The sequence below is a fragment of the Blautia sp. An81 genome (assembly GCF_002161285.1).
In the GTDB taxonomy this organism is placed as follows: domain Bacteria; phylum Bacillota; class Clostridia; order Lachnospirales; family Lachnospiraceae; genus Blautia; species Blautia ornithocaccae.
Map to the genome: position 1 here is coordinate 19,929 of NZ_NFHH01000021.1, position 24,551 is coordinate 44,479.

Genomic DNA, 24,551 nt, shown 5'->3' on the forward strand with positions numbered 1-24,551 from the left:
TCTTGCGGTTAATACTATAAAGTGATAAAATTTTACAGAAGTTAAAAACAAAAGAAATGAGGATAGAATATGGCACAGTTATGGGGAGGCCGTTTCACCAAGGAGACGGATCAGTTAGTATATAATTTTAACGCTTCACTTGGTTTCGATCAGAAGCTTTATAAACAGGATATTACCGGAAGTATGGCCCATGCTTCTATGCTGGCAAAGCAGGGAATTCTTACGGACGAGGAAAAAGAGGAGATCCTGGACGGACTGAAAGGGATCTTAAAGGATATTGAAGAGGGAAAACTTTTATTTTCCCCGGAGTATGAGGACATTCACAGCTTTGTGGAAGCAAATCTCATTGACCGGAAAGGGGATGTGGGAAAGAAGCTCCATACAGGAAGAAGCCGGAATGACCAGGTGGCCCTGGATATGAAAATGTATGTCCGGGACGAGATAAAAGAAATGGATCTGCTGTTAAAGGAACTGCTGGAATCTCTTCTGAAGATCATGGAGGAAAACCTTCACACTTATATGCCGGGCTTTACCCATCTTCAGAAGGCCCAGCCGGTAACTCTGGCCCATCATTTCGGGGCGTATTTTGAAATGTTTAAGAGGGACAGAAGCCGCCTGGCCGATACAGGAAAAAGGCTGAATCTCTGCCCTCTGGGAAGCGGCGCCCTGGCAGGGACCACTTATCCTCTGGACCGGGAGTATACGGCCAAAGCTCTGGGCTTTGACGGCCCTACCCTGAACAGCATGGACTCTGTATCGGACAGAGATTACCTTATTGAAGTTCTTTCCGATATGTCTCTGATCATGATGCATTTAAGCCGATTCTGCGAGGAAATCATTCTGTGGAATTCTAACGAGTACCAGTTTGTAGAGATTGATGACGGTTACAGCACCGGAAGCAGTATCATGCCCCAGAAGAAAAATCCGGATATTGCAGAGCTGGTAAGAGGAAAGACCGGAAGAGTTTACGGAGCCCTGATGTCCATGCTCACTACCATGAAAGGCATTCCTCTGGCATATAATAAGGATATGCAGGAGGATAAAGAGTTTACTTTTGACGCCATTGACACGGTAAAAGGCTGCATCGCTCTGTTTAACGGCATGGTTTCTACCATGGAATTTAAGAAAGAAAATATGGAGAGAAGCGCCAAAAACGGATTTACCAACGCTACAGATGCGGCAGATTATCTGGTAAATCACGGGGTGCCTTTCCGTGATGCTCACGGGATTGTGGGTCAGCTTGTCCTTCACTGCATTGAGAAAAACATTTCACTGGATGAGATGTCCCTGGAGGAATATAAAGCCATCAGTCCGGTGTTTGAGGAAGATATTTATGAGGCCATCAGCATGAAGAACTGTGTGGAGAAACGAAATACTATCGGGGCCCCGGGTACAGAAGCCATGAAACAGGTAATCGAGCTTCATAAAAAATATTTGAAAGAAAATTCTTGACTTTTCTGAAAAGTTTGATATATTAGAATCTATGAAAAATGTATGCGGAAAGAAGACATATGTCTTTCTGGGAAAGGATAGAGGGCTAAAATATGAGTGAGAAATTAAGAGTTGGAATTTTAGGTGCTACAGGAATGGTTGGACAGAGATTTATTTCTCTTCTGGAAAATCACCCCTGGTTTGAGGTTGTAACTGTGGCAGCCAGTGCAAGAAGTGCAGGAAAAACCTATGAGGAAGCAGTAGGCGGACGCTGGAAAATGGATACACCTATGCCGGAAGCAGTAAAAAAGCTGGTTGTGATGAATGTATCCGAGGTAGAGAAGGTAGCTTCTACTGTAGACTTTGTATTCTCTGCAGTGGATATGTCCAAAGAGGAAATAAAAGCTATTGAAGAAGAGTATGCAAAGACAGAAACCCCAGTTGTTTCTAACAACAGTGCACACAGATGGACTCCCGACGTGCCAATGGTAGTGCCGGAGATCAATCCTCAGCATTTTGAAGTGATCAAATATCAGAAAGAGCGTCTGGGAACCACCAGAGGATTTGTTGCTGTTAAGCCAAACTGCTCGATCCAGAGCTACGCGCCGGTGCTTACTGCATGGAAAGAGTTTGAACCATATGAAGTAGTGGCAACTACATATCAGGCAATCTCCGGAGCCGGAAAAACTTTTAAAGACTGGCCGGAGATGGTGGAAAACATTATCCCTTATATCGGAGGAGAGGAAGAAAAGAGCGAGATGGAGCCTCTTCGTCTCTGGGGCGAGATCAAAGATGGTCAGATCGTTCCAGCCAAAGAGCCGGTGATCACCTGTCAGTGTGTTCGTGTTCCTGTCTTAAATGGACATACTGCAGCAGTTTTTGTGAAGTTCCGGAAGAAACCTACCAAAGAGCAGCTTATCGAGAAGCTGGTAAACTTTAAAGGAGTTCCTCAGGAACTGGAGCTGCCAAGTGCGCCTAAGCAGTTCATCCAGTATATGGAAGAGGAGAACCGTCCTCAGGTAAAGGCAGATGTAGACTATGAGAGGGGAATGGGAATTTCTGTAGGCCGTCTGAGAGAGGACAAGGTTTACGATTTCAAATTTATCGGTTTATCCCACAATACAGTCCGCGGAGCAGCAGGCGGCGCTGTACTGTGTGCAGAGACTCTGAAAGCTCAGGGATACATTACCAAGAAGTAAGAGGACTACAGGGAAAATACTATGAAAGCAATTATGCTGGTAGAAAATCAGTCCGTGGGTGAGTGTAAGGCCGCCCACGGGCTTTCTCTTTACATAGAGACCCCGGATCACAGGCTGCTCTTTGATCTGGGACCGGACCGTACCTTTTTGGAAAATGCCGGGAAACTGGGAATCAATCTGGAAAAAGTAGATACTGTGATCATTTCCCATGGCCATTATGACCATGGAGGCGGTCTGGAAGAATTTTTGAAGCTCAATTCCAAAGCCAGAGTCTATATACAGAAAAAGGCCTTTGAGCCCCATTATTCCACAGCTCAGGGAAAAGCAAGGAATATCGGACTGAAGCCGGAGTTGGCCAGTCATCCCCAGGTCCTACTGCTGGAAGGAGATTTTCAGATTGACCAGGAGCTGGAACTATTTACCGTCACAGGTCAGGAAAAATGCCATTCCCAGGCCAATGACGTCCTACTGGATGAGAAGGGGAGAGACGCCTTTGCCCATGAGCAGAATCTCCTCATCCACGGTGAGAATCCTGTACTTATTATGGGCTGCGGACATAAGGGAGTAGTAAATATCATGGAAAAAGCTTCCAAGTGGAATCCCAAGGTGTGTATCGGCGGATTTCATCTGAATATCCCCGCCACAGGAAAGGCAGTTCCCCCAAATGTTCTGGAGGAGATCGCAGGCCAACTGAAAAAATACGATACAAAGTTCTATACCTGCCACTGCACCGGCCAGGAAGCCTATGATTATCTGGCCCAGAGAATGAAAATCCAGTATCTGCGCTGCGGAGAAGGGCTGGAAATATAATCGGGTATCGGGATTTTAAAAGCTTTGCAGTATATAGGAATTATAGGGGGCCGAGCATACAGGGGCGTACCGGTGGAAATTGGATTTTATCACGAAATTTTATTGGGGTTCTTCCTGGAGTTCTGACTGTGGCAGCATGGGTGGCAGCCTTTATCGTAAGTGTTGGACTGGCACAATTTACAGTTCATAAGATAGAGGAGACAGACTTCTAGAAGAATAACGTCATAAGAAAAATAATTCTGGCAGAAGTCTGTTTTGTGCCGATTTCATTTTAAGGAGATGAACATGAGAAAAAACAAATACATTCCAATCGTTACCCTGCTCCTTATATTTCTTCTTGCAGCACCTGTCTGGGGAAGAGCAGGAGGAGGGGGAAGCTCCGGAGGCGGCGGCTCCTCAGGAGGGGGCAGTTACAGCAGCCACAGCAGTTATCGTAGTGGAAGCAGCAGAGGTTCCAGCCTTGCAGGGTTTATCATGCAGGCTGGCATTATGGTCTTTGCAGCCAGCGGCGGCACCATTATCCTGATCCGAAAAGCAAGGGCAGCCAGAGCAAAGAGCTGGAAAGCTATGGAAATTTTCTCCCAGCTGGGAGATAACTGGGATTATCGGGAGGTCCAGAAGCAGGTAGAAGAGACCTATTTCCAGGTGCAGGAATGCTGGCGGCGGATGGATGCGGCTTACGGCGCACCCTATCTCAGTGAAGACATGCTGGAAGAATTTAACAGTAAGCTCCAGTGGATGCAGGTCCGGGGAGAGGCGGTGATCCAGAAAAACGTAAAACTTTTAAGCGCCATGCCCGTGTATGTAGAAGACAATCCAGGAGAAGAATATGATATGATCTGGTATCTGATCCATGGGAAAATGATCGGTTATTACATAGATACAAAAACCAGAAAGGTAATCCGGGGAAATACCAGGCCGGAAGCTTTCTTTGAATATTGGAAGTTTGTTTACCGGGGAGAACGGTGGGTGCTTCAGGAGATCAGACAGAAAGAAGAGATGGATATAGATGCCCTGTCTCAGGGAATACTATGAAATATTGGCAGCAGGTGGGTCTGAGAAATTTATCCGTAAATCTTAAGGAAAAAAAGATAGACCTGACCTGCTGTATAGTCTATAATCAACTAGAAATCTTACATGAAAGGAAACGACTATGAAAAAAATATGGAAAAGCCTTCCCTTTCGGCTGATTCTGGGAGTGATCATCGGTATTATATTAGGACAGGCAGCAAATGAGACCTTTATGAATGTCATTGTGTCCCTGCGGTATATTCTCAGCCAGGTGATCAATTTCTGTGTTCCGCTGATCATTATCGGTTTTATCGCACCGTCTATAACAAAGCTGGGAAGCAGCGCCTCCCGGATGCTGGGTGTAGCCCTTGTCTGCGCCTATGCTTCCTCGGTGCTGGCAGCATTGTTTTCCATGGGGGCCGGATATGGACTGATCCCACATCTGTCTATTGCTTCACAGGCAGGGAACCTGAAAGAACTGCCGGAAATGGTATTTCAGCTTGATATTCCTCCCGTGATGGAAGTAATGAGTGCTCTGGTGCTCTCGGTGCTTATCGGTCTGGCCGCTGCCTGGACCAAAGCGAAAAATACGATCCGGCTTCTGGAGGAGTTTCAGAAGATGATCCTTCTGATCGTGACAAAAGTGGTGATACCCATCCTTCCCTTCTTTATTGCGGCAACCTTCTGTACCTTATCCTATGAGGGGACCATCACAAAACAGCTTCCGGTATTTATCCAGGTGATCATAATCGTGCTGATAGGCCACTATATCTGGCTGGCCCTTTTATACGGAGTTGCCGGTGTTTACTGCAGGACCAATCCTCTGAAGGTATTGAAAAATTATGGCCCGGCCTATATTACGGCTATAGGAACCATGTCTTCTGCGGCTACCATGGCAGTGGCTCTGAAATGTGCAAAGAAGTCTGAACCTGCTCTTCGGGATGATATGGTGGATTTCGGGATTCCTCTTTTCGCAAATATCCATCTCTGTGGTTCTGTGCTGACGGAAGTGTTCTTTGTAATGACGGTATCCAAAATCCTTTATGGAAGTCTTCCGGATCTGGGGACTATGGTGCTGTTCTGCTTCCTGCTGGGTGTTTTTGCCATCGGAGCCCCTGGGGTTCCGGGAGGTACGGTTATGGCTTCCCTGGGCCTGATCACAGGAGTAGTTGGATTTGATGAGACGGGGACAGCTCTGATCCTTACGATTTTTGCACTTCAGGACAGTTTTGGAACTGCCTGCAACATTACCGGAGACGGAGCTTTGACCATGATCCTTACCGGATATGCCAGAAAACATGATATTAAGGAACAGAAGATAGAGTTGGAATTATAAAGGAAGATAAAAAATGGATCTGAAGGAACTGGAATATTTTAAAATCGTGTGCGAGCAGAAGAGCATTACCAAAGCGGCTCATGCTCTGTATATGACCCCTCAGGGACTGAGCAGGATCATAAAGAATGTAGAAAATGAAATGGGAGCCACTTTGCTGAACAGAACAGCCTCAGGAATCAGCCTGACCAGGTCAGGAGAATATCTTTATGAGCATCTGAAAGATTTTATAGGGCCTTACCGGATGGTGTGCAGTGAAATCCGCTGTATGGAGCAGCAGGAGAAACATGAGATCGACCTTCTTTCTGCCTATGGGATCCTGCGTCTGGTGACGCCAGAATGCATTGCAGACTTCAAAGAAAAGTATCCCCAGATCAGTCTTCACTACCGGGAATATCCGGATCATCAGGTGGAGAGCCGTTTTTTGTCCGGGGAGGGAAACGTGGCCTTTACTGTGGGGAACCACAGCTTAAAATATATGGAAGCCACTTTTATGGAAAAGTTTGAGATCAAGCTTCTGGTGAACCAGGCCCATCCTTTAAGCAAAAAGGAAACGGTTTCTATCCAGGATCTTGAAGGCGAGAGACTGTATATTGAAAGTCCGGAATTCCACATTCACAGTCTGATCGTGGAAAAATGCCGCAAAGCCGGTTTTGAGCCAAATATTGTTTTTGAAACCAGCGGCTTCAGCCTCTGCCACAAAATGGTCCAGCAGAACAAAGGGATTTCTGTAACCGTAGATTTTATTTTTGACGATATGAAACAGGAAGATCTGGTCATGATCCCCTTTGAGGACGGCCCTTACGAGTGGGAAACCTATATGCTCACCAGAAAAGGAAGCACACCCAACCCGGATATCCGACTCTTCCACAGCCATGTAATGAAATGGCTGAAGGATATCAAAGAGAAAAATATTTCCAGATAGTATCACAGATTTGTTGAAAGGAATCAAATCATTGTTGATTTTCCCATTGAAGAAACCGTGATATGATACAAGTGAATTCACTTATATTATATCTTCTTAAAGAAAGAAACACATCCGATTGGCGTGGGATGTGTTTCTTTTTTTGTGTAACTATTCAGCCATGCGGCTTCGGATAGAGAAAAACTGGCGCAAGCTGGCTTGCAGAAGTTTTTCTCTATCTGAAGACATATGGCTGGCCCTATCAATAAAACGTTGCAGGTACTCAATAAAACGTTGATGGGAAGAACGGAAAAGGATTGTTATAATATAGACAAACAATGATTGTCAAGCAAACATAGGAGGTTAATATGAGTACATTCAGACTTACGACTATCGAAGAATTCGAAGCCGCAACAGAAAGACTTCTGGAAACAGGAGCAAAAGTAGGTGCAGATTCCTGGCAGGCACGTGTTAAGAATCAGACTCCACACTGTAAATTCGGAGAGGAAGGTATCTGCTGCCGTATCTGTACCATGGGTCCCTGCCGTATTACAAAAAAGGCTCCAAGAGGAATCTGTGGATGTGACGCTCACGGAATCGCAGGAAGAAACTTCCTTCGTTTCACTGCCGGCGGAGCTGCTACCCATTCTGACCACGGAAGAGAGATCTGTCATACTCTTCACACCGTTTCTCCAGATGGAAACTACAAGGTAAAAGATCCGGAGAAACTGATCCGTATCGCAAAAGAGTGGGGCGTTGAGACAGAGGGGAAGGATATCTATGATCTGGCCCATGAAATGTCCGAGCTGGCATTGTTAGAGTACGGAAAACCTTTCGGCGTTCAGAGATGGCTGACCAGAGCGCCGGAACATACAAGAGAACTGTGGAAAAAGGCAGAAATTGAACCAAGAGCCATTGACCGTGAGGTTTCCACAGCTATGCATATGACCCATATGGGATGTTCTTCCAAACCGGAAGCTCTGGTAAGACAGGCCCTTCGCGCAGGTATGTCTGATGGATGGGGCGGTTCCATGTGCGGTACAGAATTTTCTGACGTAATGTTCGGAACTCCAAAGCCTGTAGATACAGAAGCGAATCTGGGCGTAATGAAAGAAGACGAGGTAAATATCATTGTTCACGGACATGATCCAAGCCTTTCTGAGATGATCTGTGAATATGCAGAAGATCCGGAAATGATCGCTCTGGCAAAATCTTTAGGCGCAAAAGGAATCAACGTAGCCGGCGTATGCTGTACTTCCAACGAGGTTGCCATGAGAAGAGGAGTGCCTATGGCAGGTAACTTCTTACAGCAGGAAAACGTAGTTCTTACCGGCGCATGCGAAGCTATTATCGTAGATGTTCAGTGTATTTTCCCGGCACTTGGACCTCTGTCCAAATGCTTCCACACTAAATTTATCACAACTTCGCCAATTGCTCAGATGCCGGATTCTGATTTTATCCGCTTTAATGCAGAGACAGCAGGAGAAAATGCAAAACAGATCGTAAAGATGGCTGTGGAAAACTTTGTAAACAGAAAACAGGAACTGGTACATATTCCTCAGTTAAAACAGAAAGCTACCGTTGGATATTCTGTAGAAGCCATCATCAAACAGCTGGATAAAGTGGCAAGCTCTCAGGGAGATGAGCTGGGAACTACAAAACCGCTGATCAACTGTATTACCTCCGGTGTATTAAGAGGAGCAGTTGCCATGGTTGGCTGCAACAACCCAAGAGTACGTCCTGATTCTGCACATATCGAACTGATGAAGAAACTGATCAAAAATGATATCATCGTTGTCCTTTCCGGATGTTCCGCTCAGGCTGCTGCAAGAGCAGGACTGATGGACAAGAGAGCCAAAGACCTCTGCGGCGACGGCCTGAAGAGAGTCTGTGAACTGGCAGATATCCCTCCGGTGCTTCACATGGGCTCCTGTGTAGATATCAGCCGTATGATGGTGCTGGCTTCTACACTGGCTAAGGACTCCGGATTAAATATTTCCCAGCTTCCTTTAGTAGGATGTGCGCCTGAGTGGATGTCTGAGAAGGCTGTATCTATTGGAAACTATGTAGTGGCAACAGGTATCGATACTTTCCTAGGTGTAGATCCACAGGTAAGCGGTTCCTCTGAGATGACTTACTGGCTCACAGAAGGCGTCAGAGACTGGGTAGAGGCTGCTTACACTGTTGAGAAAGACATCGATAAACTGGGAGACGCTATTATTGCAAGGATCGAAGAGAAGAGAGCAGCTCTGGGAATCTAAGAAAGAATTGGATAACTTATTATAAATCATAGCTTAGAAAAGAGCGGGTATGGTCTGCACAGAACATACCTGCTCTTTTCTTGTTTCCAGATTTTTCTGACCAGAAGATAAATACGGAGTATACTCCAGGAAAAAGGAAAATCGAGTAAATAAAGTGGTTGACCTGAAGTATGCTGAAGGCTTTATGATATAACAAAATATAACACAGAAAAATGGAGGGGAACCATGAGTGGAAATACTTTAAAAAGAACTTTTGGAATGAGGGAAGCGGTGACTATCACAGTGGGCACCGTAGTGGGCGTTGGACTTTTTACAACGGGAGCGAACGTTGTTGGTGATATGGGACCGGCGGTTATACTGGCTACCTTTGTGGCCATGCTGATCAGTATATATCCGGCATTGCTTTATGCAGAGATGGGAGCAGCCCTGCCTTATGCAGGGGGAACCTATAAATATGCTTCTTTAGGGATTGGAAAACCCTTTGGAATGCTTGCAGGATGGAATTTTATTATTTCTCTGGTTGCAGTTACCAGCGGGGAGGCGCTGGCCTTTAGTTTTTACTTTAAAACGCTATTTTCTGCACTAGGTGTGGAACTGCCAATCAGCGACAGGACTTTGGCAACTATTGTTGTTGTTATTTTTATTATTACAAATGTCTTAGGCGTAGAAATGACAGGAAAGCTTCAGAACGGGTTCATGTTTTTCTTCTGGGGAGTAGCTATTATCTGGTTTATAACAATGATTCCCAATGTACAGCTGCCATATTTTCTGGAAATGCCGGAATTTATACAAGGGGAGACTCCTTTAGGATTTGTGGCGGCAGTTAGCATGATCTGGTGGTGTTTTGCGGGATTTGAGACCTGCTGTGCCATGGGAGAAGAAATTAAATATCCTCAGATTAATATCCCCAGGGCTTTATTTTTAGCGCCATTTATTGTATTTGCTGTCAATGCAGCCTTTCAGTGGTTTTTAGTGGGAATTGTTCCTACAGAAGAAATTTCTGCGTTATCTACAGCTTCAGCACCTTTTGCAGAGGCCATGACAAAAGCAGGTATTCTTGGTTTTCCGTTGATTCTTTTGGCTGCCGGAATTGCTTTTGGGGGCGATTTTTCTACATTGAATGCAAGTATAGCAGTACCGCCCAGATATTTATTTACTATGGCAAGGGATGGGGCAATGCCTAAAATTTTCGCCAGAATCCACAAAAAATATCAGACACCGTATATTGCAATCCTGACACTTGGCATATTATCCGCGTTTTTGATTGCGTCAAATTCTATGGTATATATTGCTTCCGTCAGCTTATTTGCAGATTTGTTTTATTACGTGATTGGAATCGGCGCGTCTTTTGGTCTTAGGAAAAAACATCCTGAATTAAACCGTCCTTATAAAGCACCGGGGATTATGATTGGAGCGCCAGTCAGCGTGATCATTTATATTGTTATGATAACACAGTTAGAGCGAGAAGCTCTGATAACAGGAGTAGTCTGGTGTGCGCTTGGGCTGGTTGTCTACGGTGTATGCCGCAGAATGTACAAAGATGAGGAAAATGAGGAGGAAGCCGGTGTTCTTCAGCCGGAAATTCCTTCTCCGGAAGAAAAGAAGAAAATGGACAGAGAATTTAATATCTGGAAGACAGTTGTGGCAGCAGCAGTTATTATAGTGTTGCTCGCCTATGTAGTTCCTTTTCTTATCTAGTCTGGCGGCGGCAGCTGTCGTATTAATGCAATATTTTTGCTTAATGCGGCAGTTGTTTTTTTATCTTCTTGTATTGGAACTCTTTCTGAAAGGTGCTACAATAGTACCACAACAGAAAAAGGAGCGCAAAAATATGAACAGAGAATTTTTTATGGAAAATCGGAAAGCCCTTTACAGCAAGACAGAAGAGAAAGGGCTCCTTCTTTTATTCAGCGGCCATGCACCCAAGAAAACCAATGATGAAAATTATCCTTTTTTTGCAGACCGCAGTTATATGTATTTTACCGGCGTACACCAGGAAGATACCATACTGATGACAGAGATTTACACCAAGGAAGAGTGGAAAGAAGCTCTTTATATCCTTCCTCCTGACATGTTGGCAGAGCGGTGGACAGGAAGGCGGATCAAGCCGGAGGAGGCAGAAGCACAGTCCGGTATCCAGGAATACAGAAATACAGAGAATTTCCAAAAAGATCTGGAAAACTGTCTGATGAACAAAGGATTTACCACGGTTTATATGGATTTTGGAAAGCTGGAGGCTTCTGAGGCAGATACAGAAAGCTACCGTCTGGCAGCCTGGCTCAGGAAAGAATATCCCTATGTGCAGATTAAAAACCTGAATCCCTGGATCCGTCAGCTCCGCACCATCAAAAAGCCCTGTGAACTGGAGGCTCTCAGGAAGGCGGAATGGGTGACAAAAGAGGGAATTGAGGCTATGATGAGGGCTTCTAGACCGGGAATGTTCGAATATCAGTATAAGGCAGAGTTTGACTATGCCCTTGCCCAGCATGGGATCCTTGCACCGGGATTTCCTTCGATTATATCTGCAGGACAAAATAATTTCTGCATTCACTATTATTCCTACCGGGGACAGGCTCAGGACGGAGATATGATCTTAAACGATGTTGGTTCCGGCTGGGACCTGGAAGTCAATGATATTTCCAGGGCTTTCCCCTGCAACGGGAAATTTACAGAGAAACAGCGGCTTCTCTATGACTGCGCCTACCGGACATCTGAGCATATGTTTGAAATCCTGAAACCGGGAATCCCTATGAAGGACGTGGATTTAATTGCCAGAAAATATAACTATGAGCAGTTAAAGGATATCGGTCTTTGCAAGAGCTATGAAGATATCGGGACTTATATGTGGCATGGGGGAGCCCATCACGTTGGCTTTGATGTCCATGATGCAGTAGCTCCGGACCTGATCACGGCTCCGGGCATGGTGTTCTGCGTGGATATCGGCATTTACTGTGAAGAATGGGGAATCGGCTTCCGTATAGAGGATAACTGTCTGATCACCGAGGATGGCTGCGAAGAGCTTTCTTATATGATTCCGAAAAAGGCAGAGGATATTGAGGCATTTATGGGGAGAAGGTAGAAGATGAGAAAGATTATTTTAAGTGCGGACAGCACCTGCGACCTGGGAGATGAGCTGAAGGAAAAATATCAGGTTCATTATTATCCTTTCCATATTATCCTGGAAGGAAAAGATTACCAGGATAATGTAGATATCACGCCGGGAGATATTTTCCAGAGATACTATGAGAAAAAGGTACTGCCCAAGACAGCAGCTATCAATGTGGAAGAATATGTGAACTATTTCCGTCCCTTTGTAGAGCAGGGATATGAAGTGGTACATCTGAATCTGGGAAGCGCCCTGTCAAGCGCCCATCAGAACTGTATGCTGGCGGCCAGGGAACTGAAAGGAGTCTATCCTGTGGACTCTGGAAATCTTTCTACCGGGATCGGCCATCTGGTCCTGGACGCCGGAGAAATGATAAAAGAAGGACTGGGGGCAGAAGAAATCGCCGGGAAACTGAACCAGAGAAAGAATCTGGTCCACTCCAGCTTTATCCTGGATACTTTAAAATTTATGAGCGCTGGGGGACGGTGCAGCAACGTTATGGCTTTAGGCGCCAATCTGTTGAATATAAAGCCCTGTATAGAGGTAAATAATAAGGATGGTTCTATGGATGTAGGGAAGAAATACCGCGGTCCCCTGAAAAAAGTCCTGCCTCTTTATGTAAAAGACAAACTTCAGGAATACCAAGGAATCTGTACAGATAAAATTTTTATCACCCATTCCGGCATTGACCAGGAATATATTGAGCTGGTAAAGGAAGCTATCCAGGAGGAAAAAGAGTTCCAGAATATCTATGTGACCAGGGCAAGCTGTACCATTTCCTGTCACTGCGGGCCTAATACCCTTGGAATATTATTTGAGACAAAGGAGTGAGGGAATGAGGATTTTAATCGCAGAGGATGAGAGAGACCTGAATCACATTCTCACAGAACGTCTCCGAAAAGAGCATTACAGTGTGGATGCCTGTTTTGACGGACAGGAGGCTCTGGATTATCTGGAGGGGGCAGAGTACGACGCCCTGATCCTGGACATCATGATGCCGGTCATGGATGGACTGACGGTATTAAAAAAGCTCCGCAGCAGAGGAAACTCTGTCCCTGTGCTCCTGCTTACAGCCAAGGACAGTATAGAAGACCGGGTGAATGGACTGGACGCAGGAGCCAATGATTATCTGGTAAAGCCCTTCGCCTTTGAGGAGCTGCTGGCCAGAATACGGGTTATGCTCAGAAAACCGGCAGATGCCCCCAAGACCTGCTACAGCGTGGGAGATCTGGAGGTACACCTGGATACTCATGAAGTATACAGAGGAGGAAAGCAGATCACCCTTTCCGGAAAGGAATTTTCTCTGCTGAGATACATGGTGCAGAATCCGGGTATTGTCCTTTCCAGAGATAAGCTGGAGCAGCATATCTGGAATTATGATTTTACAGGAGGCTCTAATGTGATCGACGTGTATATCCGGTATCTGAGAAAGAAGATTGATGAGGGACACGATAAGAAATTGATCCACACTGTCCGGGGAGCCGGCTATGTATTAAAGGAGCAGGAATGAAAAGATGGTCCTTAAAAGTTAAACTTACCGTTTTATATACCTTTTTCATGACACTGGTCACCTGTTTTGCCTTGGGGGTCCTTTTTTCTCTCAGCAGCCAGGAGCTGCTGTCCTCAGTCCAGTCTGACCTGCGGCAGCAGGTAGAAGAAAGCCTGGAGGATGTGGAGGCAGAAGAGGGCTGGCTGAATGTGGACAATGATTTCTATGATCTGGAAGACAGTGTCTATCTTTCCCTTTACAGTGAACAGGGAGAGTTTCTCTACGGCAGGCTTCCCTATGGATACAATGCTGGGGCGGAGTTTATGAACGGTCAGATCCAGACGATCCGGGATGATCAGGAGGAATGGTACATTTATGATGTGAGCTACAGGATAGAAGGTTACGGAACCGTATATTTCCGGGGGATTACTTCTGTTACCAGGGCAGAAAACAGTATTGCTATTACTATTCGGCTCGCAGTGATCATTCTTCCCCTGCTGGTAATTTTGACGGGTATTATAGGATACCGTTTCACCAGAAGGACTCTTCTGCCCGTTCAGAAGATAACGGAAACCGTCAAGAAGATCCGGAAGGACGAGGATCTGTCTCAGAGAGTGGGCTTAGGAAATGGAAAGGATGAAATCTATCAGCTTTCCGAGACCTTTGATCAGATGCTGGAAGAGCTGGAGGAAACTTTTAAAAGGGAGCAGCAGTTTACTTCTGATGTATCCCATGAACTGAGAACTCCGGTGACAGTAATCCTGGCCCAGTGCGAGGCCATGCTTCAGGACCCGGTATTTACGTCAGGGCAGAAGGAACAGGTGAAAGTCATTGAACAGAAAGCCCGGTCTATGGCCAGGATGATCTCTCAGCTTCTCCTGCTTTCCAGGGCAGACCAGGGAAGGCAGCAGGTACAGAAGGAACGTCTGAACCTTAGCGAACTGACTCAGATGATCGCTGAAGAACAGGAAATCCTTGCCAGAGAAAAAGAGATTCAGGTCCTTGCTGAGATTCAGCCAGATATTTACGCCCAGGCAGATGAAAGCCTTTATATCCGTATGCTGGATAATCTGATCTCCAATGCTGTGAATTATGGAAAAAAGGGCGGATATGTAAAAGTCCTTCTTTTAGAAAAGGAAAATATGGTAAAGGGCGTTGTAGAGGACAATGGGAAGGGAATTCCCCAGGAAAGTCTGCCCAGGATCTGGGAACGCTTTTACAGAGTGGATACTTCCAGAACAGACCAGGAACATTCTGGCCTGGGCCTATCTATGGTAAAATGGATTGTCCAGGCCCATGGGGGAGAAATTACCGTGGAGAGCCAGGAAGGTCAGGGAAGCAGGTTTATTTTTCAGATTCCGGAAGATTAAAAAAATAAATTTATTTTTTAATCTGGTTTTAATCTTTCTGTTTTATAGTAATACTAACAAAAGAAAAACAGAAAGGGGAAATGAAAAATGATGAAAAAATATATAGTATTAACAGCACTCACACTTACACTTACAGGAGGACTTCTGGCAGGATGCGGCAGCGGCAATGATATCGGACAGGATGCGGCAAAGGAAGCGGCTTTCGCCGATGCCCAGGTCTCTGAGGATGATACCAGCAGACTGAGAGTAAGCAAGGACAGAGACGACGGAAGAAGTATTTACGAGGTAGAATTTACTGTAGGAAATACAGAATACAATTATGATATCGATGCTTCTGACGGATCTATCCTTACCACAGAAACAGAGGAAGTCCAGGGAAGTGCTAGTACTGCCCAGAGCGGAACACAGAACAGTACTACCCAGACACAGGATGACAGTCAGGACGCAGCCGCTCAGCAGGGACAGGAGACTGCCCAGAGTACTGACACACAGACAGATCAGACCCAGGCTGGGCAGAGCGCACAAAATACTCAGAATGGACAGAACAGCGGAGGTGCTGCTAATGTAGCAGTCAGTGAGGCAGATGCCAGAGCCGCAGCCCTTGAGAGAGTGTCTGGAGCCACAGACAGCGACATTAGAATGGAACTGGATTATGATGACGGCCAGTATATCTACGAAGGCGACATTATCTACAATGGTAAAGAGTACGAGTTTGAAATTGACGCCAATACAGGAAACTTCTTAAAGTGGAGCGAAGAGAGAGATTAAAAATTCGATTTCAAGTGGAAAGACCCTGAGGAACTTCCAGCTGTGCAGGATACGGCGAGAAGACCTCAGGGTCTTTTATTATATAGTACATGGCTACACTGAGGGAAACTTCACTTTCTAAGTAATGAGCTGTTTTATGGACCCATTTTTAATAAATAAAGTGTGGGAACGGTTACAGAGAAGAAATCAGGTTATGAACCGTACTTTGCGGCCTACCGGAACGGTTATAGAAAAGAAAATCGGCTATGGACCGTACTTTACAGCCTACTGGAACGGTTACAGAGAAGAAAATCGGCTATGAACCGTACCTTACGGCTTTCCGGAACGGTTATAGAACGAAAAACAGGTTTTAGACCGTAATAACAGGGCTAAAGGGACGGTTAAAAAGAAGAAAATTGGGTTAAGAACCGTAACTGTATGATTCCAAGGACGGTTTATATGACCTGAAGTGTATTTTGAACCGTTTCTTTCATTCAAAAATATGATTGAATAAAGACGGTAGGAAGTTGACAATAGGCCAGAGATGGTTGATTGTAAACCATTTTAAAGTCAATGGTTGACAATACAAAAGAAAAAGTGATACACTATCAGACAGAAAGTGAGGAAAAGTGTATGGCTGAAATGGTAAGACAAAAAACGAAAACCTATGACCTGGTCTATATAAGTATCTTTGTTGTGCTCATAGCAATCTGCTCCTGGATCTCCATACCGCTGACTGTACCGGTGACCCTTCAGACCTTTGGAGTATTTATGGCGGTGGGACTTCTTGGCGGAAAAAGAGGAACCCTGGCGGTACTGGTCTATATTCTCATGGGAACCCTGGGCATTCCGGTCTTTTCCGGATTTACAGGCGGTATCGGCATAATAGCCGGAACCACAGGAGGATACATAGTGGGATTCCTTTTTTCAGCTCTGCTGATGTGGGGAATGGAAAAAGCTTTTGGAAGAAGCACAGCTGTATTGGCCCTGTCCATGGTCCTGGGTCTGGTTCTCTGCTATGCAGTAGGGACGCTGTGGTTTATGGCAGTATACGGAGCTTCTTCAGGAGCCATAGGTATCCTTACCGTTCTGGGATGGTGTGTATTTCCTTTTATTATTCCTGATGTGGCCAAAATTGTTTTGGCTCTTATATTGACCAGAAGACTGTCAGGAGTGATACAGAGATGAAGGAGCCTTTAAAACTTCGGGCCCATCACGGTATGTGCCTGGCTTTTTTTGAAGGAAAAGGCTACAGCAGTGCTTTTACAGAAAATATGGAAAAAGTTCTGGAAGAGATGGAAGAGGACACGCCTCTGGAGCTGTGCAGGGAGAAAGATATCATATGCAGAGCCTGCCCAAATCTGGAAAAGGGAGTCTGTATTACCGGAGAAAAGGTAAAAGCATATGACGAGAAAGTGCTGAAAGCCTGCGGACTTCAGCCAGGCAGCAGACTTACCTGGCAGGAATTTTCAAATGCAGTGAAGCACAATATAATAGAAGCAGGAAAAAGAAAAGACATCTGCGGCGACTGCAGCTGGACAGAAATCTGTTCCCGAAGGGAACAGGCTGAAAATGGCTGTGCCAGTACACCAGAATAGAACAGTGAAAACGATGCGTTCAATTTGAGCGCATCGTTTTTTGAGGTTTCACAAATTGGCAAGCAATGCTTGTGGCTATCCATAGCCACTAACTGCTTGTTGGGGCAGTTGCCCCAACAAGCAATTTTTGAAAATTGAGCCGGCGGCGAAATTGAAAAAATGAGTGAACCTGTACAGGTTTACACTGCTTGCCAATTTGTGTACACAAGAAATGTGACCCGTAAATTCAGAAACATTGATAAATATATAAAATAACAAGGTTATATTTGTTGTAAGAGGTAAAAATATAGTTATAACTATATTTTATGTTGAATTTGTAAGAAGGCATGCTATAATTTATAGTGTGATGATTTAGATTGGAGATATTTAAAAAAATACAAAGTTTGTATGAAAGGATTGGTGAAGCGATGGCTGTCAGCTATAAAAGACTTTGGAAACTGTTAATTGATCGTGATATGAAAAAAAAGGATTTAGCTGAAAAGGCTAATCTGAGCAATTACACAATCAATAAGATGACTCGAGGAGATAATGTGACAACGGATACGCTCGTAAAAATATGTACCGTTCTCAACTGCTCATTTGATGATATTATGGAAATGGTTCCTGACGAAAAATCATAATGCCTGTTTTGCTTGGACAGCACCTTTGACACATTACTGATTAAAGGATTATAGGGAGATTAGCAAATGGAACTAATTAACAATACAACAAAAACATTGAGAGATGATTTGGCTGTTGAAATCAAGAAAGGGAGTAAACTTTCTATTGCAGCATCCTGCTTCTCTATCTATGCGTTTCAGGAATTAAAAAAGGAACTGCAAGGTATTGATGAGTTGAGATTTATTTTTACATCGCCTACATTTACAACAGAAAGAGCGAAAAAGGAAAAAAGAGAATTCTATATTCCCCGTTTGAATAGAGAGCGCAGTTTGTATGGAACAGAATTTGAAATAAAGCTTAGAAATGAACTAACACAAAAAGCTATTGCCAAAGAGTGTGCGGAATGGATTCGTCAGAAGGTGACGTTCAAATCCAATGTAAGTAACGAAAATATGATGGGATTCATCAATCTGGATGACAAGAATTATATGCCGATCAATGGGTTTACTACTGTAGATTTGGGCTGTGAGCGTGGTAATAATGCTTATAATATGGTTCAGAAAACAGAAGCTCCGTTTTCAACAGCCTATATAGATTTGTTTGAGAGCATATGGAATGATAATGTGAAATTGCAGGAGGTTACAGATGAGGTAATTGATAACATTACAGCTGCCTACAATGAAAACTCTCCTGATTTCATCTATTTTGTAACATTGTATAATATCTTTAATGAGTTTTTGGAAGATGTATCGGAGGACAATCTCCCGAACGAAGCTACCGGATTCAAGGAAAGTAAAATCTGGTCGATGCTTTATAATTTCCAGAAGGATGCGGTCCTTGCAATCATCAGTAAGCTTGAACAGTACAATGGGTGTATTTTGGCAGATAGTGTTGGTCTGGGCAAAACCTTCACAGCCCTGGCGGTAATTAAGTATTACGAAAACAGAAATAAATCTGTACTCGTGCTATGCCCGAAAAAATTGACCAATAACTGGAATACTTACAAAGATAACTATGTGAACAATCCTATCGCTGCGGATCGTCTGCGATATGATGTTCTTTATCATACAGACCTGAACCGTACACACGGAAAGTCCAATGGCTTGGATTTGGATAGATTGAACTGGAGCAATTACGATTTGGTTGTAATTGATGAATCCCACAACTTTCGTAACGGAGGAAAATTGTCGGGTGCGGATAATGAAAAGGAAAACCGCTATCTGAAATTGTTAAATAAGGTAATTCGCAAAGGAGTCAAAACGAAAGTTTTGATGTTGTCGGCGACTCCGGTAAATAATCGTTTCAATGATTTAAAAAATCAGCTGGCACTTGCCTATGAAGGCAATACCGAACTGATTGATGATAAACTGAACACTACTCGCAGCATTGATGATATTTTTAAGAGTGCACAGAGAGCGTTCAACACCTGGAGCAAATGGGAGCCTGCCGATAGAACAACTGAAAATCTACTTCGGATGTTGGATTTTGACTTCTTTGAGGTTTTGGACTCCGTAACGATTGCCCGTTCCCGTAAGCATATTCAGAAGTATTATGATACTACAGACATCGGAACATTCCCAACCAGATTGAAGCCAATTTCATTAAGACCTCCGCTCACCAGTCTGAAAAGAGCTATCAACTATAACGAGATTTATGAACAGTTGACACTGTTGTCCCTGTCGATTTATACACCTACTCATTTTATTCTTCCCAGTAAAATGGAGAAGTATGCCGAGTTGTATGAGGACAATAAAGTTAATATTGGTTTTACTCAGGCGAACCGTGAACAAGGTATCCGGCGTTTGACTGCAATCAATTTGATGAAACGTATGGAAAGCTCTGTGTATTCTTTTAATTTGACATTGAAGCGAATCCTTGAGCTGATTGACTCAACGATACATAGCATCGACACTTACGATAAGACGTCTTCTGTCAAACTTGATTTGACAGACATTACCAATATTGACGATTACGACAGCGAAGATCAGAATGGTGACGAGCTGTTCACTTTTGGCAAAAAAGTCAGGATTGAAATCGGGGACATGGACTATAAGTCCTGGAGAGACAGTCTTGTAAAAGACCGTGAAGTTCTTGAGTTGCTGACACTGATGGTTGGGGATATTACGCCTGAGTATGATTCCAAGCTTCAGGAGCTGTTCCGAGTTATCAGAAATAAATTGGAGCATCCGATCAATGAAGGAAACAAGAAGATTATTATCTTTACAGCCTTTGCAGACACAGCTGGCTATCTTTACGACAATGTAAGTAAATTCGTGATGGATAATTTCGGGCTGAATACAGCAATGGTATCCGGTTCTGTAGAAGGGTGTACAACTGTTCCGAATCTCCGCAGCGATCTGAATACTGTGCTTACTTGCTTCTCTCCGATTTCCAAGGACAAGCATCTTTTGATGCCAGGAGATAAAACGGAAATAGACTTCCTGATTGCGACTGACTGTATTTCTGAAGGTCAGAACTTACAGGACTGTGATTATCTGATCAACTATGATATTCACTGGAATCCGGTTCGTATCATTCAGCGTTTCGGTCGTATCGACCGTATCGGAAGTAAAAACACTTACATCCAGCTGGTGAACTTCTGGCCGGATGTAACGCTTGATGAGTATATCGACCTGAAGGTAAAAGTCGAGACTCGTATGAAAATCGTGGATATGACCGCAACTGGCGATGATAATCTTCTGAGCGAAGAAGAAAAGACTGACCTTGAATATCGTAAGGCACAGTTGAAGCGTTTGCAGGAAGAAGTTGTGGACATTGAAGATATGTCATCGGGTATTTCTATTATGGATTTGGGGTTGAATGAATTCCGTCTGGATTTGCTTGAATATATCAAACATCATCCGGATATTGATAAAACTCCATTCGGGCTTCATTCTGTAGCAGCTGCATCGGAAGATACACCGGCAGGAGTAATCTATGTTCTGAAGAACCGTCCCAATAGTGTGAATATTGATAATCAGAACAGATTGCATCCGTTTTACATGGTTTACATCAGCAATGATGGTGAAGTGATTTGCGATCATCTTTCTCCAAAGCAGATGCTTGATAAGATGCGATTTCTTTGTAAAGGGAAGACGGAGCCTATTCCCGAATTGTATCGTCAGTTTAATAAAGAGACTCGTGATGGGCGAAATATGTCGGCACTCTCTAAGTTGTTGGGCGATGCCATTTCTTCTATCATTGAGGTTAAGGAAGAAAGCGATATTGACAGTTTCTTAGGCGGCGGTCAGATCAGTTTTCTCACAAATGAAATCAAAGGGCTGGACGACTTTGAATTGATCTGTTTCCTGGTTGTCCGATAACATAGAAAGCGAGGTGGGAGAATGCTTGGTTTGCCAAAGGCTACCGAACTGAGTAAGCAGCTTCCCAAGAATGCGATTTATGCAAAGTTTCAAATGAACACCGCAGAGAGAGCAAAAATTGATGCCGATATTTCAAGGATTACCATTGTCAACGAGGTGTCCCCAGCAAAAATAAATATTGCAGAGGGTGAGCAGGTTAAATCGTTCTTTGTCCTTCAGGTTGCTCTGAAAAGGAAAGATTTTGAGGACAAAACCATTATCACCATTTCAAAATTGATCCCGCAGAATATGCTGCTGATTCTCGAATGTGGCAGTGAAGCGAAGCTTGTCACCTATCACACGAAGCTGATGCAGACGGATTGGGAACCCAAAGATGACCTTTCCATTGAACTGAAGGGATTGAATATGGATGCCGTTTGGGAGAACATTATTGTCCAAATTGGCGGTATCACGATAGATCAGGGCAATACCCTGGATGAGCAGATAGCGGTTGACGAGAAGCGAATGAAGATTCAAAAGGAAATCGACCGTTTGACAAAATTGGCTAAGAATGAAAAGCAGCCGAAGAAAAAGTTTGAGCTGGTGCAAAAACTGAACGAAATTAAAAAGGAGATAATACCTTGATAAAGTTATTGAATTTTATGAGAAAGCATAAAGTTTGCGTGTTTACACTTTCGATGCTTATATTTGCAGTTCCGCTTGTCATCGTCCATGTGTTATATAAGATAGATTGTGAAATTGTATGGTTACAATCTAAATTGACTGCCGGTGATGTTTTAACATATATCGCCGGGTTTGAGGCTTTCATAGGTACGGTATCCTTGGGGTTTTTAGCATTGTGGCAAAACCACCAAATACAGGAACAGCATATAGAAAGTCAAGAACCGCTTTTGAGCATGAACCTGATTGACGAAGCCTCAACGTTGTATTTGACCATAGAAAACACCGGCGGTGTAGAAGCAAAAGATATAAGTATTAAGGTTTTGGACATTTATAACAACGGTAAAAATAAAGAGCTTTGTCTTGATGGACTATTTAATACGGTATTTGAGCTTTATCCAAAAGAAAAAGTCAAAGGAAGAATAGCATTTAGCGGAGAAAATATTGCTACGGAAATCTTCCCTCAGATTAAATTAAAAGTATCTTATACTCGACCTGACCTTAAAAGAAAAAAAGAATATGAAAGAACGGTTATTTACAATAATGATTTTTCGCAAAACACAAATGCAAATACGAATACGGAAAATGAGAAAATTGCATCTGATGTAGATAAAATTGCAAGAGCAAATGTAAGAATTGCAAACTATCTTGATGGTCGTCAGGTTACAAAATTTGATGAGTTAAATATTTTAGCAAACCGGTCACTAAAAAATGACATTGTTGAAGCAATAAAAACAAAAGAAGAAACGCCAATATGCGATAGAACACAAACAATAGATGAGTGCCATAAAAATAAATTACGGGAGGAAAAAGAAAATGGATAAATTGAAAATGCACACGCCGAATAAGGCGGATGAAAATTTCAAAAAGCTCGCAGCATTGTTCCCGAATGCTGTTACGGAGACAATCAACGAGAACGGCGAAGTAGTCCGTGCCATTGATAAGGACGTTCTGATGCAGGAGATTTCCTGCACAGTGGTTGAGGGCAAAGAGGAACGATACCAGTTCACTTGGCCTGATAAAAAGAAATCTGTTCTTCTGGCAAATGCGCCTATTGCCAAAACCCTGCGTCCTTGCCGTGAAGAAAGTGTGGGTAAGGATGGTACTCCTGGTGGCTTTGATTCCGAAAACCTCTATATCGAGGGCGACAACCTGGAAGTACTCAAGCTGCTACAAGAAACTTATCTTGGCAAAATTAAAATGATTTACATTGACCCGCCTTATAACACGGGAAATGACTTTGTGTACGAAGATGATTTTGCACAGAGTACGCAAGAATATATGGAAAACAGCGGACAGTTTGACGAGGAAGGCAACCGACTTGTGCCAAACACAGAAAGCAACGGTCGTTTTCACACTGACTGGTTGAATATGATTTATCCTCGTTTAAAGCTGGCAAAGGATTTACTGACGGATGATGGAGTTATTTTTATTAGTATTGATGACAATGAACAAGAAAATCTTAAGAAGTGCTGTGATGAAGTGTTTGGCTCGCAAAATTTTGTAGCACAGCTGGTATGGGAACGAGCTTATGCACCCAAGAATGATGCAAGATTTATTTCAAACAGTCACGATTATGTTTTCATGTATGCTAAAAGCTTGGACTGTTTTGTAATCGGTAGATTACCACGAACTGATGCGGCTAATGCTCGTTACCAGAATCCGGATAATGATCCTCGAGGAATTTGGAAACCAAGCGATATGTCTGTAAAAACATACAATGCAGCCTGTGATTATCCTATTACAACGCCATCTGGGCGTGTAATAGAGCCTCCAGCAGGTCGCTGCTGGAGTCTCTCCAAAAAAGCATTTTTGGAGAGACTCCAAGATAATAGAATTTATTTTGGGGTAGATGGAAACAGTGTACCCTGTATTAAAAGATTTTTATCAGAACTCAAACACGATGGAATGGCACCTACTTCTATTATGTTCTATAAAGATGTTGGACATAGTCAAGAAGGAGCAAAAGAGGTTACGAAACTTCTTGAGGCTGGTGTTTTCGACGGACCTAAACCTGTGCGCCTTCTAACAAGATTGATTACATTAGCGAACTTAAAGGATGATTCGATTGTTCTTGATTTTTTCTCAGGTTCATCTACAACTGCTCATGCACTCATGCAGATTAATGCAGATAGAGAGAGTCACAGAAAATTCATCATGGCGCAAGTGCCAGAGCTATGTTCTGAAACAGGGAAGGCATATAAAGCTGGCTACAAAAATATTTGTGAAATCGGAAAAGAGCGTATCCGCCGTGCCGGTAAGAAAATTAAAGAGGATAGTCCTTTGACAACACAAGGTCTCGACATCGGTTTTCGTGTCTTAAAATGCGATACCTCCAACATGAAAGATGTCTACTACAGCCTTGCTGATTATGGAGCAGACCTGTTTGACTTTATGACTGACAATATTAAAGAGGATAGAACCCCAGAGGATTTGCTGTTCCAAGTGATGCTTGATTTGGGAATTGAGCTTTCTAGTAAGATTGAGGAAACTGTAATTGCCGGCAAGAAAGTATTTGATGTTGCCGATGGATTCCTGATTGCCTGCTTTGATGCCGATGTGAACGATGAGACGATCAAGGCGATCGCTCAGAAGGAACCTTATTACTTCGTGATGCGTGACAGCTCTCTGGCAAACGATAGTGTCGCTACGAACTTTGAGCAGATTTTTGCTACATACAGTCCTGACACAGTAAGGAAGGTGCTGTAA

The 24,551-nt window shown here is 43.6% G+C and carries 20 protein-coding genes; all 20 read left to right on the forward strand.

Annotated elements, in window-relative coordinates; genetic code table 11:
• Window positions 1-69: 69 nt before the first annotated feature.
• The 20 genes from argH to B5G33_RS15720 all read left to right on the forward strand — a co-directional run bounded on the left by argH (window position 70) and on the right by B5G33_RS15720 (window position 24,551).
• Window positions 70-1,452 carry an argininosuccinate lyase gene (argH, locus tag B5G33_RS15625; protein WP_087418280.1) on the forward strand — a complete coding sequence of 461 codons (1,383 nt, stop codon included), beginning with the start codon at window positions 70-72 and terminating at the stop codon, window positions 1,450-1,452.
• 92 nt (window positions 1,453-1,544) lie between these two features.
• On the forward strand, window positions 1,545-2,630 hold the full coding sequence (gene asd / locus B5G33_RS15630) for an aspartate-semialdehyde dehydrogenase (protein ID WP_087418281.1): 1,086 nt from the start codon (window positions 1,545-1,547) through the stop codon (window positions 2,628-2,630).
• Window positions 2,631-2,651: 21 nt separating this feature from the next.
• Window positions 2,652-3,440: an MBL fold metallo-hydrolase gene (locus tag B5G33_RS15635; RefSeq protein WP_087418282.1), complete on the forward strand. Its 789-nt coding sequence runs from the start codon at window positions 2,652-2,654 to the stop codon at window positions 3,438-3,440.
• Between the two features lie 285 nt (window positions 3,441-3,725).
• Entirely contained in the window at window positions 3,726-4,475 is a 750-nt protein-coding gene (locus B5G33_RS15640) for a Tim44 domain-containing protein (RefSeq protein WP_158229634.1), read from the forward strand.
• Between the two features lie 118 nt (window positions 4,476-4,593).
• On the forward strand, window positions 4,594-5,787 hold the full coding sequence (locus tag B5G33_RS15645; RefSeq protein ID WP_087418283.1) for a dicarboxylate/amino acid:cation symporter: 1,194 nt from the start codon (window positions 4,594-4,596) through the stop codon (window positions 5,785-5,787).
• A 13-nt stretch (window positions 5,788-5,800) separates the two neighbouring features.
• The gene (locus tag B5G33_RS15650; RefSeq protein ID WP_087271414.1) at window positions 5,801-6,709 is read left to right on the forward strand and encodes a LysR family transcriptional regulator; all 909 of its coding nucleotides are present in this window, start codon (window positions 5,801-5,803) and stop codon (window positions 6,707-6,709) included.
• A 347-nt stretch (window positions 6,710-7,056) separates the two neighbouring features.
• On the forward strand, window positions 7,057-8,949 hold the full coding sequence (gene cooS / locus B5G33_RS15655) for an anaerobic carbon-monoxide dehydrogenase catalytic subunit (RefSeq protein WP_087418284.1): 1,893 nt from the start codon (window positions 7,057-7,059) through the stop codon (window positions 8,947-8,949).
• Between the two features lie 225 nt (window positions 8,950-9,174).
• Window positions 9,175-10,647, forward strand: coding sequence for an APC family permease (locus B5G33_RS15660; RefSeq protein ID WP_204247408.1), 1,473 nt, complete (start codon window positions 9,175-9,177; stop codon window positions 10,645-10,647).
• A 133-nt stretch (window positions 10,648-10,780) separates the two neighbouring features.
• Window positions 10,781-12,028, forward strand: coding sequence for an aminopeptidase P N-terminal domain-containing protein (locus B5G33_RS15665; RefSeq protein WP_158229635.1), 1,248 nt, complete (start codon window positions 10,781-10,783; stop codon window positions 12,026-12,028).
• A 3-nt stretch (window positions 12,029-12,031) separates the two neighbouring features.
• Window positions 12,032-12,886 (forward strand): DegV family protein, encoded by an 855-nt coding sequence (locus B5G33_RS15670; RefSeq protein WP_087418285.1) that lies wholly within the window; start codon window positions 12,032-12,034, stop codon window positions 12,884-12,886.
• Between the two features lie 4 nt (window positions 12,887-12,890).
• A complete protein-coding gene (locus tag B5G33_RS15675) occupies window positions 12,891-13,565 on the forward strand; it encodes a response regulator transcription factor (RefSeq protein ID WP_087271403.1) in 675 nt (224 codons plus the stop codon).
• Window positions 13,562-14,914: a sensor histidine kinase gene (locus B5G33_RS15680; protein ID WP_087418286.1), complete on the forward strand. Its 1,353-nt coding sequence runs from the start codon at window positions 13,562-13,564 to the stop codon at window positions 14,912-14,914. Before B5G33_RS15675 ends, B5G33_RS15680 begins: the two co-directional genes overlap by 4 nt.
• A gap of 87 nt (window positions 14,915-15,001) precedes the next feature.
• Window positions 15,002-15,682 carry a PepSY domain-containing protein gene (locus B5G33_RS15685; protein ID WP_087271396.1) on the forward strand — a complete coding sequence of 227 codons (681 nt, stop codon included), beginning with the start codon at window positions 15,002-15,004 and terminating at the stop codon, window positions 15,680-15,682.
• A gap of 552 nt (window positions 15,683-16,234) precedes the next feature.
• Window positions 16,235-16,849, forward strand: coding sequence for a biotin transporter BioY (locus B5G33_RS15690; protein ID WP_330396713.1), 615 nt, complete (start codon window positions 16,235-16,237; stop codon window positions 16,847-16,849).
• The gene (locus B5G33_RS15695; protein ID WP_087418287.1) at window positions 16,846-17,259 is read left to right on the forward strand and encodes a DUF1284 domain-containing protein; all 414 of its coding nucleotides are present in this window, start codon (window positions 16,846-16,848) and stop codon (window positions 17,257-17,259) included. The genes B5G33_RS15690 and B5G33_RS15695 overlap by 4 nt, the downstream gene beginning before the upstream one ends.
• A 407-nt stretch (window positions 17,260-17,666) precedes the next feature.
• A complete protein-coding gene (locus B5G33_RS15700) occupies window positions 17,667-17,879 on the forward strand; it encodes a helix-turn-helix domain-containing protein (RefSeq protein ID WP_087203261.1) in 213 nt (70 codons plus the stop codon).
• Between the two features lie 66 nt (window positions 17,880-17,945).
• Window positions 17,946-21,182, forward strand: coding sequence for a helicase-related protein (locus tag B5G33_RS15705; RefSeq protein WP_087418288.1), 3,237 nt, complete (start codon window positions 17,946-17,948; stop codon window positions 21,180-21,182).
• Between the two features lie 21 nt (window positions 21,183-21,203).
• Entirely contained in the window at window positions 21,204-21,806 is a 603-nt protein-coding gene (locus tag B5G33_RS15710; RefSeq protein ID WP_087418289.1) for a DUF4391 domain-containing protein, read from the forward strand.
• Complete coding sequence (locus B5G33_RS15715) at window positions 21,803-22,666, forward strand: hypothetical protein (protein WP_087418290.1); 864 nt, start codon at window positions 21,803-21,805, stop codon at window positions 22,664-22,666. Before B5G33_RS15710 ends, B5G33_RS15715 begins: the two co-directional genes overlap by 4 nt.
• Window positions 22,659-24,551: a site-specific DNA-methyltransferase gene (locus B5G33_RS15720; protein WP_204247409.1), complete on the forward strand. Its 1,893-nt coding sequence runs from the start codon at window positions 22,659-22,661 to the stop codon at window positions 24,549-24,551. The genes B5G33_RS15715 and B5G33_RS15720 overlap by 8 nt, the downstream gene beginning before the upstream one ends.

Coding starts and splice junctions, on each gene's coding strand:
- argH (WP_087418280.1), top strand. CDS start 70: ATGGCACAGTTATGGGGAGGCCGTTTCACCAAGGAGACGGATCAGTTA.
- asd (WP_087418281.1), top strand. CDS start 1,545: ATGAGTGAGAAATTAAGAGTTGGAATTTTAGGTGCTACAGGAATGGTT.
- B5G33_RS15635 (WP_087418282.1), top strand. CDS start 2,652: ATGAAAGCAATTATGCTGGTAGAAAATCAGTCCGTGGGTGAGTGTAAG.
- B5G33_RS15640 (WP_158229634.1), top strand. CDS start 3,726: ATGAGAAAAAACAAATACATTCCAATCGTTACCCTGCTCCTTATATTT.
- B5G33_RS15645 (WP_087418283.1), top strand. CDS start 4,594: ATGAAAAAAATATGGAAAAGCCTTCCCTTTCGGCTGATTCTGGGAGTG.
- B5G33_RS15650 (WP_087271414.1), top strand. CDS start 5,801: ATGGATCTGAAGGAACTGGAATATTTTAAAATCGTGTGCGAGCAGAAG.
- cooS (WP_087418284.1), top strand. CDS start 7,057: ATGAGTACATTCAGACTTACGACTATCGAAGAATTCGAAGCCGCAACA.
- B5G33_RS15660 (WP_204247408.1), top strand. CDS start 9,175: ATGAGTGGAAATACTTTAAAAAGAACTTTTGGAATGAGGGAAGCGGTG.
- B5G33_RS15665 (WP_158229635.1), top strand. CDS start 10,781: ATGAACAGAGAATTTTTTATGGAAAATCGGAAAGCCCTTTACAGCAAG.
- B5G33_RS15670 (WP_087418285.1), top strand. CDS start 12,032: ATGAGAAAGATTATTTTAAGTGCGGACAGCACCTGCGACCTGGGAGAT.
- B5G33_RS15675 (WP_087271403.1), top strand. CDS start 12,891: ATGAGGATTTTAATCGCAGAGGATGAGAGAGACCTGAATCACATTCTC.
- B5G33_RS15680 (WP_087418286.1), top strand. CDS start 13,562: ATGAAAAGATGGTCCTTAAAAGTTAAACTTACCGTTTTATATACCTTT.
- B5G33_RS15685 (WP_087271396.1), top strand. CDS start 15,002: ATGATGAAAAAATATATAGTATTAACAGCACTCACACTTACACTTACA.
- B5G33_RS15690 (WP_330396713.1), top strand. CDS start 16,235: ATGGTTGACAATACAAAAGAAAAAGTGATACACTATCAGACAGAAAGT.
- B5G33_RS15695 (WP_087418287.1), top strand. CDS start 16,846: ATGAAGGAGCCTTTAAAACTTCGGGCCCATCACGGTATGTGCCTGGCT.
- B5G33_RS15700 (WP_087203261.1), top strand. CDS start 17,667: ATGGCTGTCAGCTATAAAAGACTTTGGAAACTGTTAATTGATCGTGAT.
- B5G33_RS15705 (WP_087418288.1), top strand. CDS start 17,946: ATGGAACTAATTAACAATACAACAAAAACATTGAGAGATGATTTGGCT.
- B5G33_RS15710 (WP_087418289.1), top strand. CDS start 21,204: ATGCTTGGTTTGCCAAAGGCTACCGAACTGAGTAAGCAGCTTCCCAAG.
- B5G33_RS15720 (WP_204247409.1), top strand. CDS start 22,659: ATGGATAAATTGAAAATGCACACGCCGAATAAGGCGGATGAAAATTTC.